The 15,257-nt window shown below is 53.8% G+C and carries 9 protein-coding genes and 3 rRNA genes; all 12 read right to left on the bottom strand.

The genetic code is table 11. The features are described from left to right. Positions 1–128 precede the first annotated feature (128 nt). Positions 129–1,802 (bottom strand): DNA repair protein RecN, encoded by a 1,674-nt coding sequence (gene recN / locus GP473_RS03985; RefSeq protein ID WP_186277182.1) that lies wholly within the window; start codon positions 1,800–1,802, stop codon positions 129–131. 1 nt (position 1,803) lies between these two features. Further along, positions 1,804–2,715 (bottom strand): NAD kinase, encoded by a 912-nt coding sequence (locus tag GP473_RS03980; protein ID WP_185769695.1) that lies wholly within the window; start codon positions 2,713–2,715, stop codon positions 1,804–1,806. Next, positions 2,712–3,545, bottom strand: a complete 834-nt coding sequence (locus tag GP473_RS03975) for a TlyA family RNA methyltransferase (protein ID WP_185769694.1) — start codon at positions 3,543–3,545, stop codon at positions 2,712–2,714. The genes GP473_RS03980 and GP473_RS03975 overlap by 4 nt, the downstream gene beginning before the upstream one ends. A 17-nt stretch (positions 3,546–3,562) precedes the next feature. Further along, complete coding sequence (locus GP473_RS03970; RefSeq protein WP_185770825.1) at positions 3,563–3,763, bottom strand: hypothetical protein; 201 nt, start codon at positions 3,761–3,763, stop codon at positions 3,563–3,565. Beyond that, on the bottom strand, positions 3,763–4,758 hold the full coding sequence (locus GP473_RS03965; RefSeq protein ID WP_185769693.1) for an HAD-IIA family hydrolase: 996 nt from the start codon (positions 4,756–4,758) through the stop codon (positions 3,763–3,765). Before GP473_RS03965 ends, GP473_RS03970 begins: the two co-directional genes overlap by 1 nt. Positions 4,759–4,766: 8 nt before the next feature. After that, entirely contained in the window at positions 4,767–5,984 is a 1,218-nt protein-coding gene (locus tag GP473_RS03960; RefSeq protein ID WP_185769692.1) for a tetratricopeptide repeat protein, read from the bottom strand. A gap of 228 nt (positions 5,985–6,212) precedes the next feature. Beyond that, a 5S ribosomal RNA gene (rrf, locus tag GP473_RS03955) occupies positions 6,213–6,330 on the bottom strand. A 135-nt stretch (positions 6,331–6,465) separates the two neighbouring features. Beyond that, positions 6,466–9,545: ribosomal RNA gene (locus GP473_RS03950) — 23S ribosomal RNA — on the bottom strand. 301 nt (positions 9,546–9,846) lie between these two features. After that, positions 9,847–11,373 (bottom strand): 16S ribosomal RNA (locus GP473_RS03945). The 16S, 23S and 5S rRNA genes sit together here, the layout of an rRNA operon. Before the next feature lie 605 nt (positions 11,374–11,978). After that, positions 11,979–13,250 (bottom strand): tyrosine--tRNA ligase, encoded by a 1,272-nt coding sequence (gene tyrS, locus GP473_RS03940; RefSeq protein WP_185769021.1) that lies wholly within the window; start codon positions 13,248–13,250, stop codon positions 11,979–11,981. Between the two features lie 158 nt (positions 13,251–13,408). Further along, positions 13,409–13,576, bottom strand: a complete 168-nt coding sequence (locus GP473_RS03935) for a Trm112 family protein (RefSeq protein ID WP_185769022.1) — start codon at positions 13,574–13,576, stop codon at positions 13,409–13,411. A 185-nt stretch (positions 13,577–13,761) separates the two neighbouring features. Further along, positions 13,762–15,222, bottom strand: coding sequence for an argininosuccinate lyase (gene argH, locus GP473_RS03930; RefSeq protein ID WP_185769023.1), 1,461 nt, complete (start codon positions 15,220–15,222; stop codon positions 13,762–13,764). Positions 15,223–15,257: the final 35 nt, after the last annotated feature.

Here is a 15,257-nt window from a genome sequence, read left to right as displayed (position 1 = left end):
TTCCCCTACAGATCCGTGGAAACTTCTCTAGTAGGTGCGGGTCCCCCAACGAGGCATCCCCCACCTATCGGAGTATCCTAGTCGCTTTTACGTTGCTAGCGCTAGACCTAAAAAGAAAAAGTTTTAAATTACAAACTTGTTCTATACCGCTGTGCCATCGCTAGCAGCTCTTCCGCATGAGCCCGTCCGGTCTCAGATTCCAATCCTGCCAACATGCGACTCAGTTCTTCTATGCGTTCTTCAGCGTTTAAACGTTTAACTGAACTCGTTACCGAAGTCTCTGTTGCATCTTTAGCAACATACGCGTGAGCATCGGCGAAAGCCGCCACTTGGGGTAAGTGAGTCACCACTATCACTTGGTTATCCACGGCAAGCCGAGCCAGCCTACGACCAATCTCTACAGCAGCCTTACCCCCCACACCGGCATCTACCTCATCAAAGACCATCGTCCGCCCCTTACCCGCCAAGATAACCTCGAGAGCGAGCATTACACGCGATAACTCACCGCCAGATGCGCTACCTGCCAATGCATTGGCGTGACCTCCCTGAACCAACAGAAATTCAACATCGTCTAACCCATACGGCCCTGGTTCACCGTGTGCTAGTTCCACACGGACTTCTGCAGCCATATGTAAACCTTTAATCTCCTTAGTTACCGCTGCTGCAAACTTTTTAGCCGCTGCTGCACGTTTTTTCGATAATTCTGCACCAATGGACATCATTTCAGCGTGCGCTGATTCTACTTCGCCTCTGAGCTTGTCAATCGCTTCCCCAGAAACATCCATGCTGGCCAGACGTTCACGCGCCTCATCGCGCCAGGCAATCGCTCCGTCCACATCCACGGCGAACTTACGCAATTCCCGTAGTTCTGCTTGTCGCTGCAGCAGTCCCTCTAGTTCATCCGGATCCGGTACTGCAGCCAGGGCTTGTCCTGCCTCCATCGCGATATCGCTGAGTACGGTATTAACCTCGGCAAGACGATCTGCCAAAGCTTCGAGCTGCTCATCCCCTCTGCGTAGGGAACTTTCAGCATAAGTGACGAGATCCACCGCGGTCTGCTGCCCAACATTCTCCTCCCCGGTGGAACCATCGATAACCGCTAGAGCCTGTGTAATGTATGCTCGCACATCATCGGCATCTTGCAAGCGGGTGATTGTGAGCTTTAGCTCCTCGTCTTCCCCCGGCTGAGGGTCAATTTCATCGATCGTCTCGATGGCTCGTTGCAGCGTTTCTGTTTCAAGCGCAAGCTCCCGCCGGGCCTTCACTCTGCGCTGCAAATCTTTCTCCAGCCTCTGCCATGCTGATCTTTTTTCTTGGTACGACGCCACCACGTCCCCAGTGCCAGCAAAATCATCCACAATGGCGAGCTGTCGTACAGGGTCTAGAAGTCGCAGCTGGTCATTTTGCCCGTGAATAGTGATCAGATCGCGAGAAAAATCGCTTAGTACACCGGCCGCAACAGTCTTGCCAGCCAAATGAGCTCTGGATCGTCCAGCAGAGGTCACGGTACGGGAAGCGATGACCTCATCGTTGTCTACATATCCACCGACTTCATTGACAAGATGAGCGATGGATGACTGGCTGGAAGCGTCGAAAGAAAAGATTCCTTCCACCACAGCTCGGTCAGCACCTGATCGTACCCGGGAAGCGTCTGCTCGTGTACCTGAAAGCAGGCGCAGACTGGTGACCACCATCGTCTTGCCCGCGCCCGTTTCGCCAGTGACAACGGTCAAACCAGAATCAAACTCAGCGGTAGTTTCTTCAATCACGCCAAGATTTTGGATATGGAGTTCATGCAGCATACTAGCGGCGCGGACCCCTCCAGCCAGTGACTGGCAAACGGAACTTACTCACTAGACGGTCGGTGAATGGAGCAGAGTCCAAACGAACCCAACGCACAGGTTGCGGTCCACGGCGGATCTCAACGCGTGCTCCAGGAGGCATATGAATCTGTCGGAAACCATCCATTACGGCGGTAGCTGGAGAGGTCATGGGGTTAGTTTCTACCGCCACATCAGAATTGGGCGATACCACCAGTGGTCGGCTGAACAGCGCATGGGCATTAGACGGAACCACAAGAATCGCATCAAGCTCAGGCCACAACACAGGTCCGCCCGCAGAGAATGCATACGCAGTCGACCCGGTCGGGGTGGAAACAAGCACTCCATCACAGCCAAAGGATGAGACGGGGCGCTGATCAATCTCCAGGATCGTATCTAACACACCTTGACGGTTAAGGTTCTCCACCGAGCACTCGTTAAGAGCCCAACCTGTACCTAAAACGCGTCCATCACCGTCACGCACGGTAATAGATAACGTCATGCGATCCTCGACGTGGTAATCCTTGTCGATGACCCGGTCAATCGCCTCCTGCAATGACTCTTGCTCCCATTCGGCGAGAAAACCGATGTGACCCATATTTACTCCGAGTACGGGAACATCTGCAGAATGAGCGATGTCAGCAGCGCGCAGGAAGGTTCCATCACCCCCCAAGACTAGAACCAGTTCCACACCGGTAGCAGCTTCACGAGTGTGACCGAAACGCTTAAAACGACCCAAGATTTCATGGCGTGCCACTGGTGCGGGATCGGCTGTCGCCATCACGCGAACGTCGATGCCGCCTTCCTTTAAACGGGAAGCGGCTTCAGCTGCTAGGCCCAAGTTTTCATGGACACCGGTGTGTGCGACCAGTAGCACCTCACGGTTCTCCGTCATTGTGGGCCCTCCTTAATAGCCGTTGCGATCATAGCGTCTAATTCATCCATCGTTGGCATGGCCGCACCCCCGTCCTTCACAAGCCAGAGGAAAAATTCAACATTTCCACTTGGGCCAGGAAGAGGCGAAGCCACCACGCCCTTCGTTGATAAACCATACTTCATTGCGGCGACAGAGATGGTTTTAGTTACCTCCGTGCGCAGCGCCGGACTTCGCACCACGCCTCCATGGCCAAGCCTATCTTTGCCTACCTCAAACTGTGGTTTCACCATCGGTAGCAGGTCACCGCCTTCCCTCACGCATCCAGCGAGGGCTGGCAAGACCAATTCGATGGAGATAAAGGACAAGTCGCCCACCATTACATCGGCTTGAGCACCGAGAATATCGGGGGTGAGAGTGCGGACATTTGTACGGTCGTGGACATCGACGCGTGGATCATTTTGCAGTCGCCAGATGAGCTGGCCGTACCCCACATCTACGGCATAAACACGAGCGGCGTTTCTGTCCAAACACACATCAGTGAAACCTCCGGTGGAGGCACCAGCGTCCAGGACCGTTTTCCCCTCGAGACTCAGCCCAAGAGGTTCAAAAACTTCTAGTGCACCCAGCAGTTTGTGCGCACCGCGGGATGCCCAGCGATCGTCATCACTCGCCACCACCTTGATGGAGACGTTGCCATCTACACCGGTGGCAGGTTTTTGAGCAACCATACCGTTGACACTCACCCGACCAGTCTTGATCATGTCTTGAGCGTGCTCCCGACTGCGAGCGATTTTGCGTCGAACAAGCTCGACGTCGAGTCGATGAAGTTTAGGCCCTCTTTTTGCCATGTAATTGACGTCCTCTTTTAGCTGTGACCGAGTGCTTCATTGACTAAACGATGGGCTTGTTCAAGAAGTTCTACCTCTTCGGATACGTGTACATCGCGTGAAAGTAACTCGTCCACCGCAGTTGCCAATTCCTCGTGACATTGCTCAGGAGTTTTATTTTCTTCCTCTCGACGCCGCCTGTGCGCGTCCGCGATAATTGCCGGATTGACATTATTCATTAGCGCCACGCCCCCACAGCACGGTGGGCTGCGTCGTCGCCATTGGTAGCAGCGATGTGAATGTGCTCTATAGCTACACCTTCGTCCACCGTCCTCCACACGAGTGGTGCAGCCGCCGCCACAGCCTCAGCAGCCATAAGCTGCACATCCGCACTGGTCTCACCCGAGGAAACATAGATCGTCGCAGATTGGCCAGAATAATCGCCATAGTGTGCTTGCCATCCACCCAAGTGATCACGCATGTTACCCGCGATGTAGGTGGGACGGAATTTGGTGCTGAGTAATTCACGATGTCCCGACACACCCGTCACAGTACAAAGCGTATCCATACCCGCAGCAATACCACCGGCAATATCGGTGTCCAGTCGATCTCCCACAACGAGAGGCTTTGTGGATCCGAGACGTTTCGCAGCTACTCTAAACATCTCCGGGCCCGGTTTACCGGCACTGACTGGCTCAACACCTGTTGCTGAGACCACAGCTGCAACCATGGAACCATTGCCAACCATTAATCCTCTCTCGCTAGGGAGTGTGGTATCGAGGTTGGAGGCGATATACTTCGCACCACGCCTAATCGCCAATGCTCCTTCTGAAAGCAACGCCCAAGTGTTGTCGGGGGTATGCCCTTGAAAAACGACGTCCGGATGATCATCGGCTGAATCCACAACGGTGAAACCTGCTGCACGGGCAACATCTTTAAAAGAATCAGCGCCGATGACGAATGCAGTTGCATTCTCTTTATTTACGAGTGATCGTCCCAGTGAGCAGGCGGCTTCTGCGCTAGTGAGCACCTGATCAGCTGTAGCGTTAAATCCTAAGGAGGTGAGGTGTGCAGCCACCGACTGTGGCGCCCGTGATGCATTATTGGTGACGTACATGACGCGGCGGTTGGCTAATCCATCAGCAGCGCCAACCACTGGCCGTCCGCCCTCAAAAACGGTGCCGTCAAGGTCAGCAAGAATGGCATCGTAGTGGTCGAGAATTTCCAATGCCATGATGAGTGTTACTCGCCTTCTTTCCTCAACGAAGCCAGCCGTTCCTCAGTGTCCATAAATCCGCCCTGGTCAAGTTCGTCAGCTCTTTCGAACCATAAGGTTGCGTCTTCGCGACGACCGGCGATTTCTAGAGAATCAGCATAGGCATAGTACAGCCGGAGCCGCGACATCTCAGGAATATCCGAGATATCGAGCACCTCTTCCAACTCAGCGAGGGCAGCACGATTGTTGCTGAGATCGTGGTGCGCACCGGACAAGACAATTGCTAATTCGATGCGAGTCTCAGGATCTAACGTGGAGGTGTCATATTCACGCCCCACCTCTATTGCTTTTTCGGGTCGGCCAAGTGCGCGTTCGCAGTCCGCCAAAACGGCTATCATACCTGGGCCACCAGACATTCGGCGGGCCGCTCGTAATTCGGAAATGGCTTCCTTCCATTCCCCAGCATGATACGCAGCGATACCGTTTGTTTCTCGAGTAACCGAAACACGACCGGCACGGTCTTTTGCTGCTCGAGCGTGAGCCAACGCTTTGTCTGTGTCTTCGTCCAAAAGAAGAACTGACATGATGAGGTGCTTAGCGACTTTATCGGCGTTGTCCTTGGAAAGGCTTCGCAACTCTTGCCGCACAGCAGGGTCAAGGTCCCGCGGATCGATATGATCGGGAACTTGTGGCTCATTGAGCCGTTTGTTTAAACGTTCTTCGCGGTAGCCTGAGCGTTGAGGACCGGAATGACGAGCTCGGTTGACGCCCCCGCGGTTAGCGTGTTTGAACTTTTTCTTATCACCGCGGCGAGCATCGTATTTGTTATTCCGCTTCTCCCGAGACCCAGCGTCACCGGAAGAATACCCAGAATTCGTGCGATTGCGAGATGGGCTAGCACCTGCATCATCGTAACCATTGCGACGGCGGGCCGGGTTACCTCCATTGCCATCGAAATTGTTATGCCGGTCATCCCACGAGGACCTCTGAGAACGAGAACCGTAATGATAGTTATTGTCTCGGACGTCACGCGAGCCGTGACGGTGGCGATGGTCGCCATCTTTCTTCCAAGAGCTACCGGAAGCCCCATTCTCCTTCTTGCTTCGCGTTCGAAAACGGTCGCTGTTGCTGCGACCTTTGAAGTCTCGATTTCCTCCGTCACTCCGATGACTCGATCCGAAGTTACGGCGCTGCCCAAAGCCTTTATTCTGGCTACGACGGCCGCTACCGGAGTGCTCAGACATGCGAAGTCCTCTCAGTTATCCGTTAAACTTATTCGATTTATTCTAGACAGAAAGTTGCCTAGTGTGTGGCTTAGAGTAATCGCCACGTAATGCGTCAACACCAGGAATCATCACGCAACATCGCGAAGAATCACTCCGCGGATTCCCCGCACAAACAAAAGGTGGGTGTAGATGTAAGCAACCATACAGATTACTTACATCCACACCCACCATGTATTTAAGTTTTTAGGCCGGCGGTGACCTACTCTCCCACACCCTCCCAGGTGCAGTACCATCGGCGCAGACAGGCTTAGCTTCCGGGTTCGGAAAGGGACCGGGCGTGACCCCGCCGCTAACAACCACCGACACACACAACAAAGAACACACACCCAACCACACCAACCACCACAACGGCAGCCAACACAGCCAGTGCAGGTGCTGTCCCAGACACTGCACAACGAACGCGAACATCCCCACACACAAGCAAGCCCACCACACAAGCTTTAACAACCATCTCGGCCAATTAGTACCGGTCACCTCCACACCTCACAGCGCTTCCAGATCCGGCCTATCAACCCCATCATCTCTAGGGAACCTCAAACGAAACCTCATCTCGAAACAGGCTTCCCGCTTAGATGCTTTCAGCGGTTATCCCTCCCATACGTAGCCAACCAGCCATGCCACGGGCGTGACAACTGGCCCACCAGAGGTATGTCCAACCCGGTCCTCTCGTACTAGGGTCAGCCTTTCTCAAGTTTCAACGCGCACGGCGGATAGAGACCGAACTGTCTCACGACGTTCTAAACCCAGCTCGCGTGCCGCTTTAATGGGCGAACAGCCCAACCCTTGGGACCTACTCCAGCCCCAGGATGCGACGAGCCGACATCGAGGTGCCAAACCATCCCGTCGATATGGACTCTTGGGGAAGATCAGCCTGTTATCCCCGGGGTACCTTTTATCCGTTGAGCGACACCGCTTCCACAAGCCGGTGCCGGATCACTAGTCCCGACTTTCGTCCCTGCTCGACCTGTCAGTCTCACAGTCAAGCTCCCTTGTGCACTTACACTCACCACCTGATTGCCAACCAGGCTGAGGGAACCTTTGGGCGCCTCCGTTACTCTTTGGGAGGCAACCGCCCCAGTTAAACTACCCACCAGGCACTGTCCCTAACCCGGATCACGGGCCGAGGTTGAGATGCTCAATACGATCAGAGTGGTATTTCAACAACGACTCCACAACCACTGGCGTGGCCACTTCACAGTCTCCCACCTATCCTACACAAACCGAACCAAACACCAATACCAAGCTATAGTGAAGGTCCCGGGGTCTTTTCGTCCTGCCGCGCGTAACGAGCATCTTTACTCGTACTGCAATTTCGCCGGGCCTGTGGTTGAGACAGCAGAGAAGTCGTTACGCCATTCGTGCAGGTCGGAACTTACCCGACAAGGAATTTCGCTACCTTAGGATGGTTATAGTTACCACCGCCGTTTACTGGGGCTTAAATTCTCCGCTTCGACCACAAAGATCTAACAGGTCCTCTTAACCTTCCAGCACCGGGCAGGCGTCAGTCCGTATACATCGACTTCAACGTCTTCGCACGGACCTGTGTTTTTAGTAAACAGTCGCTTCCCTCTACTCTCTGCGACCACCACCAGCTCAACCAGTCTGTCACCAGCAGTGGTCCCCCTTCTCCCGAAGTTACGGGGGCATTTTGCCGAGTTCCTTAACCACAGTTCACCCGATCGCCTTAGTATTCTCTACCTGACCACCTGTGTCGGTTTCGGGTACGGGCCGAATATGCACTCACTAGAGGCTTTTCTCGACAGCATAGGATCACCAACATCCCCACAACGGGTACGCATCACGCCTCACCCACACAGGACCGGATTTACCACTGTCCACGGGCCACACGCTTACACCACAATCCAATAAGTGGCTTGGCTACCTTCCTGCGTCACCCCATCGCTTGGCTACTACCAGCTCAGGTCCCACGCAGCCGCTCATACACAACTTCAAAAAAGCCGCACACAAACATTTGGGTGGTTAGTATCACTGATTCACCATTGGTCGCACACACACGGGTACGGGAATATCAACCCGTTATCCATCGACTACGCCTGTCGGCCTCGCCTTAGGTCCCGACTCACCCTGGGAAGATTAGCTTGACCCAGGAACCCTTAGTCATCCGGCGGATGAGTTTCTCACTCATCATTCGCTACTCATGCCTGCATTCTCACTCGCATAGCCTCCAGCACTAGGTCACCCCGCACCTTCAACGGCCACACGACGCTCCCCTACCCATCCAGCACAACACTGAATGCCGCGGCTTCGGCGGTGTACTTGAGCCCCACTACATTGTCGGCGCAGAACCACTCGACCAGTGAGCTATTACGCACTCTTTCAAGGATGGCTGCTTCTAAGCCAACCTCCTGGCTGTCTTCGCGATCCCACATCCTTTTCCACTTAGTACACTCTTAGGGGCCTTAACCGGCGATCTGGGCTGTTTCCCTCTCGACTACGAAGCTTATCCCCCGCAGTCTCACTGCCGCGCTCTCACTTACCGGCATTCGGAGTTTGGCTGATGTCGCTAAGATGATAGTCCCGCTAAACCAACCAGTAGCTCTACCTCCGGCAAGAAACACACGACGCTGCACCTAAATGCATTTCGGGGAGAACCAGCTATCACGGAGTTTGATTGGCCTTTCACCCCTACCCACAACTCATCCCCTCAGTTTTCAACCTAAGTGGGTTCGCGCCTCCACAGAGTCTTACCTCTGCTTCACACTGGCCATGGGTAGATCACCCCGCTTCGGGTCCAGGACATGCCACTACACAACACACTCAATTAGTATTCGCTTTCGCTACGACTACCCCACACAACGGGTTAACCTCGCGACATGCCGCTGACTCGCAGGCTCATTCTTCAAAAGGCACGCCATCACCCCACAAACAAGGCTCTGACGGATTGTAAGCACACGGTTTCAGGTACTATTTCACTCCCCTCCCGGGGTACTTTTCACCATTCCCTCACGGTACTACTCCGCTATCGGTCACAGTCGAGTATTCAGGCTTACCGGGTGGTCCCGGCAGATTCACAGCAGATTCCACGAGCCCGCTGCTACTCGGGGACACTCAACAACCCCACACACACATGCTTTCACGTACCGGACTCTCACCGTCTACGGCAGGCCATTCCAAACCACTTCCGCTAACACACATGCGCAAGGCACGGCATGGCAGCACCGCACATCAAGACCCCACAACCCCACACACGCAACCCCTGCCAGGTATCACACGCATATGGTTTAGCCAAAAATCCACGTTCGTTCGCCACTACTAGCAGAATCATTATTATTTTCTTCTCCTACGGGTACTGAGATGTTTCACTTCCCCGCGTTCCCTCCACACCACCTATGAATTCAGTGGCAGGTGACCGCACATAACCACGGCCGGGTTTCCCCATTCGGACATCCTCGGATCAACGCTCTATTGGCAACTCCCCGAGGCTTAACGCAGCCTTACACGTCCTTCATCGGCTCACTATGCCAAGGCATCCACCGTGTGCCCTTACAACAATTACTAAAGCAACAACAGCAACCAACAGCCACAACAGACCATCAGCCACCGACGATGAACTTACAAAACAAATGCAAAAAGAAGATACTCGCGTCCACTATACAGTTCTCACACAACACAACACGCACCACCACACACGCACACACGCACACAGCAGCACACATTCACAGGAACAACACAACCATTGCCCCAGACACCCAACAGACATGACAAACCAACGAATCCCACAACCACTCACACAAAGCAGCCACCACCACACACATCCAGTGCACAAACTACCCCGACAAAAACAATAAAAACTCCATAGAAAGGAGGTGATCCAGCCGCACCTTCCGGTACGGCTACCTTGTTACGACTTCGTCCCAATCGCCAGTCCCACCTTCGACAGCTCCCTCCACAAAGGTTAGGCCACTGGCTTCGGGTGTTACCAACTTTCATGACGTGACGGGCGGTGTGTACAAGGCCCGGGAACGTATTCACCGCAGCGTTGCTGATCTGCGATTACTAGCGACTCCGACTTCATGGAGTCGAGTTGCAGACTCCAATCCGAACTGAGGCCGACTTTCAGGGATTAGCTCCACCTCACGGTATCGCGACCCTCTGTACCGACCATTGTAGCATGTGTGAAGCCCTGGACATAAGGGGCATGATGATTTGACGTCATCCCCACCTTCCTCCGAGTTAACCCCGGCAGTCTCTCGCGAGTCCCCACCACGACGTGCTGGCAACACAAGACAAGGGTTGCGCTCGTTGCGGGACTTAACCCAACATCTCACGACACGAGCTGACGACAACCATGCACCACCTGTACACCAACCACAAGGGAAACTACATCTCTGCAGCGATCTGGTGTATGTCAAGCCCAGGTAAGGTTCTTCGCGTTGCATCGAATTAATCCACATGCTCCGCCGCTTGTGCGGGCCCCCGTCAATTCCTTTGAGTTTTAGCCTTGCGGCCGTACTCCCCAGGCGGGGCGCTTAATGCGTTAGCTACGGCACGGAAATCGTAGAAAAATCCCCACACCTAGCGCCCACCGTTTACGGCATGGACTACCAGGGTATCTAATCCTGTTCGCTACCCATGCTTTCGCTCCTCAGCGTCAGTTACTGCCCAGAGACCTGCCTTCGCCATCGGTGTTCCTCCTGATATCTGCGCATTTCACCGCTACACCAGGAATTCCAGTCTCCCCTACAGCACTCTAGTTATGCCCGTATCGCCTGCAGGCCCGGAGTTAAGCCCCGGGTTTTCACAAGCGACGCGACAAACCACCTACGAGCTCTTTACGCCCAGTAATTCCGGACAACGCTCGCACCCTACGTATTACCGCGGCTGCTGGCACGTAGTTAGCCGGTGCTTCTTATCCAGGTACCGTCACCCAACAGGCTTCTTCCCTAGCGAAAGAGGTTTACAACCCGAAGGCCGTCATCCCTCACGCGGCGTCGCTGCATCAGGCTTGCGCCCATTGTGCAATATTCCCCACTGCTGCCTCCCGTAGGAGTCTGGGCCGTGTCTCAGTCCCAATGTGGCCGTACACCCTCTCAGGCCGGCTACCCGTCGTCGCCTTGGTAGGCCATTACCCCACCAACAAGCTGATAGGCCGCGGGCTCATCCTACACCGAAAAAACTTTCCACCATTCACACTAAAGAACAGTCCTATCCGGTATTAGACCCAGTTTCCCAGGCTTATCCCGAAGTGCAGGGCAGATCACCCACGTGTTACTCACCCGTTCGCCACTCGAGTACCCCTAGCAAGCTAGAGGCCTTTCCGTTCGACTTGCATGTGTTAAGCACGCCGCCAGCGTTCGTCCTGAGCCAGGATCAAACTCTCCATAAAAGCCATTCGGCACTACAATACAAAGAGCCAAAAACTGGCAAAAAAATAAAAACTACTGACAAAAAACAAAAACCTGGCCATGATCACCAACCCCACGGGGCGGGGTCTCCCACAACCAGCCACAGTAGACAACAACCCCTCGCCCACCACCACCGGTGAACAAAGAATCATCACATCACGTTTCCACACAACAACAATCTGCTCGCTACAGCAGACCGGGTGCACACCAAACAAACCGCAACCGACACACTCACCATCCCGTTGCATGACAAAGACAATGAACACTTCCAAAAAAGCGGATCAGCCACGCATGGCACAAACCGTGATACCACCCAGAAAACACCAGGCGGCACTGTGGAATCCAAAAACTTGGTTCATCACACTATTGAGTTCTCAAACAACAATCGCACACAACAACCACCAGCACAACAACCACCAGCGCTCGCTGCGACCTGAACTAATTTACACACCACCCCACACCTTGACAAATCACCAGCTCACACCACATTTTCACCAAACGTTAATACGTCTATTGAGTTATGTTCATGTCTTCGAAGGCCACCTCGAAGACTTCACCGAAGCCCACATCTAGGACACAACTCTGTCTAGGACACAACCTTCGCCCCTGCGAAACGTTTCTTACCTTTACGAAGAACCAGCCACGAGCCATGAAGCAGGTCTTCCTCCGTTGGTACCCACTCAATATCTTCTACCCGTTGATTATTGACGTAAGCACCACCTTCAGTGACAGTGCGTCGAGCAGCTCCCTTTGATTTTTCCAACCCAGCCTCAACCAACAGATCCACAATGTTTACCTGCCCTGACACTTCGGCGATTTCTGTCTCCTGCAGCGCTGCGGCCAGGGTCTGCTCATCTAGCTCTGATAACTCCGCCTTGCCAAATAGTGCTTGAGCAGCGGTTTCTACCTTTCTCACGGCGTCGTCCCCATGAACCAACCTGGTCATTTCCTGAGCTAGAATTCGCTGAGCTTCGCGTTTATACGGGCGCTCCTCTACCTCAGTATTCAGGCGATCTAACTCTCCGCGGTCGAGAAATGTGAACCAGCGGAGATAGCGAATAACATCTGCATCATTCGTATTGATGAAGTACTGGTACCAGCTGTATGGACTGGTCATCTCTGGATCTAACCAAAGTTTTCCGCCACCAGTAGACTTACCGAACTTGTTCCCCTCGCTATCCGTAACGAGAGGAACGGTCAGTGCATGGACCTGTTCCCCGTCGAGACGACGATTGAGGTCGACGCCACTAATAATGTTTCCCCATTGGTCAGAACCCCCCATTTGGAGCCGTGCGTTATACGTGCGCCGCAAGTGCACAAAATCGTTGGCCTGCAGAAGCATGTAGGAAAACTCTGTATAAGAAATTCCGTCAGTTTCCAGACGACGTTTAACTGTCTCACGACCAATCATGGTGTTAATGGAGAAGTTCTTCCCTAGATCACGCAAAAACTCGATCACTGACATTTTGGAAACCCAGTCATAGTTGTTGACCAGAATCGCTTTATTCTCACCTTCGAAAGACACAAAGCGGGAAAGCTGTCCAGAGATCCGCTCAGCCCAATCGGCCACAGTGGATTCGGCGTGCATCGAGCGTTCTCCTACTTCACGCGGATCACCGATCATTCCTGTGGCACCACCTGCAAGAACAATAGGGGTATGACCAGCTAGCTGTAGACGCTTCAGCATCAACAGAGGAACGAGATGCCCTGCATGCAAAGAAGGTCCCGTTGGATCGAAACCGACGTATGCGGTAGTTGGCTGTGACATCTGCTGGCGCAAAGCATCGATATCAGTTGACTGGGCTATAAGACCGCGCCATTCTAACTCGTCAATAATGTTGGCTGTGTGTTCAACCATGATGAAATCTCAGTCCTTTAGGTGAAGAGGGGATAAATCTGTGAACGGCAGGACAAAACTGTAACTGTAATGGACAAATCTGCACTAAGGAGGAAGGAAAATGTGACAGTGAAAACCTGTTAAGTAAAGCGATCAGACGACAGAAGTGATTATGGACATCACTCCAGCGGCCAGTCCACAGCCTCATCGATAAGCAAAACGGGGATTCCATCCTGCACTGGATAGGCCTTTCCCAAGCGAGTATTCACCAAATAGTCACCATGCTGCTCCAAAGGGCCCTTATCCTGTGGGCATACGAGAATCTCAAGAAGCTGGGAATCAATCATGCTTACACAGTCTAGCCCCTCGCTAGGAGCACGTCGGTTCTCGACCCCTCACGAGAGTCCAACTTTCTTTCATGAATTTTGACGCGATATTTCCGTGAGAGTTGATGCGGAGGTTTCGATGAAATGCAGCGCAATGTTTTCAGTGAGAGCAGATACAGGGCCCGAGTGCGGAGAGATAACCGGAACTACTTCCGCTCCATCCGGCCCGGAATAGGACTGGTATTAGCCCACTGACGATCCTCCGCGGACTGAGCTCGAACGCGTTCCTTCTGCTCAACGACTCGAACACCAGCAGTGCCCCCACGGGTAACGCGAGATGCAACGGCTCCCTCCACAGTAAGAACCTCACGCACCGCTGGGGTGAGGGACGCATGAGCACTGGCAAGCTCATCATCGGTGAGGTCAACCAGATCCACACCACGTTGCTCGGCGATGCGAACACACGCGCCTGAAGCCTCATGGGCAACACGGAACGGCACTCCCTGACGAACCATCCATTCTGCGAGATCCGTGGCAAGGGTAAAACCAGCTGGAGCCAATTCCAACAGACGCTCCGGATGAAATTCCAAAGTCTCAACCAGTCCGGCCATTGCAGGTAGCAAAAGATTGAGTTGCGACACGGAGTCCACCAGAGGCTCCTTGTCCTCCTGCAAGTCTCGGTTATAAGCCAACGGTTGTGCCTTCAGCGTAGCCATCAGGCCGGCAAGATTGCCGATTAAGCGTCCAGTCTTTCCTCTCATCAACTCGGCGACATCAGGGTTTTTCTTCTGCGGCATGATCGATGAACCAGTTGACCATGCGTCGGCAAGTGTCACGTAACCGAATTCAGGCGTTGACCATGCGATGATCTCTTCGGCGAGGCGGGAAAGATCAACCGCAGTCTGGGCAAGGACAAAAGCTGTTTCAGATGCGAAGTCTCGGGATGACGTGGCGTCGATCGAATTATCAGCAGCAGAATCAAAACCAAGTTCCTCTGCGATAGCCTCCGGATCCAAGGCTAGAGAGGAACCAGCCAACGCACCCGAACCATAAGGAGAAACCGCCAACCGGCTATCCAGATCCTTGAAACGCTGCACATCACGCTGCAGAGGATGAGCATGCGCCAACAGTTGGTGAGCTAACAACACCGGCTGCGCTGCCTGAAAGTGCGTCTTACCAGGCATGATGACGTCAGGATAACGATCGGCCTGAGTAATTAAAGCGTCAATGACATCGACTACTCCTGCAGCCACGTCCCGCAGCGCATCACGGAGCCACATGCGGAACAAAGTCGCCACCTGGTCATTCCGGGAACGTCCCGCGCGCAAACGCCCGCCAACCTCGGGACCTACCCGATCAATCAGTCCACGCTCCATCGCACCGTGAACATCCTCATCGGCGTCCTCTGGCCCGAAGTCCCCCGAAGCCACATCTTCACCCAACGCTTGGAGTCCGGCGAGCATCGTGCTGAAATCCTCATCAGTAAGCAAACCGGCTCTGTGCAACACACGTGCATGGGCTTGGGAAGCCAATACGTCATATGGGGCAAGAACCCAATCAAAATGGGTGGACTTGCTTAACGCCGCCATGGCTTCCGAAGGGCCGCCGGAAAAACGACCTCCCCACAGTGCTCCTTCATTGGTGCCGTGCTGTGCCTGCTGTGACATGATGCTCTTTTCCCTGGAAGTTCGTCAGATGATGT

The sequence above is a fragment of the Corynebacterium anserum genome (genome assembly GCF_014262665.1).
Classification (GTDB): Bacteria; Actinomycetota; Actinomycetes; order Mycobacteriales; family Mycobacteriaceae; genus Corynebacterium; species Corynebacterium anserum.
This window is presented reverse-complemented; position numbering and strand designations above follow the sequence as displayed.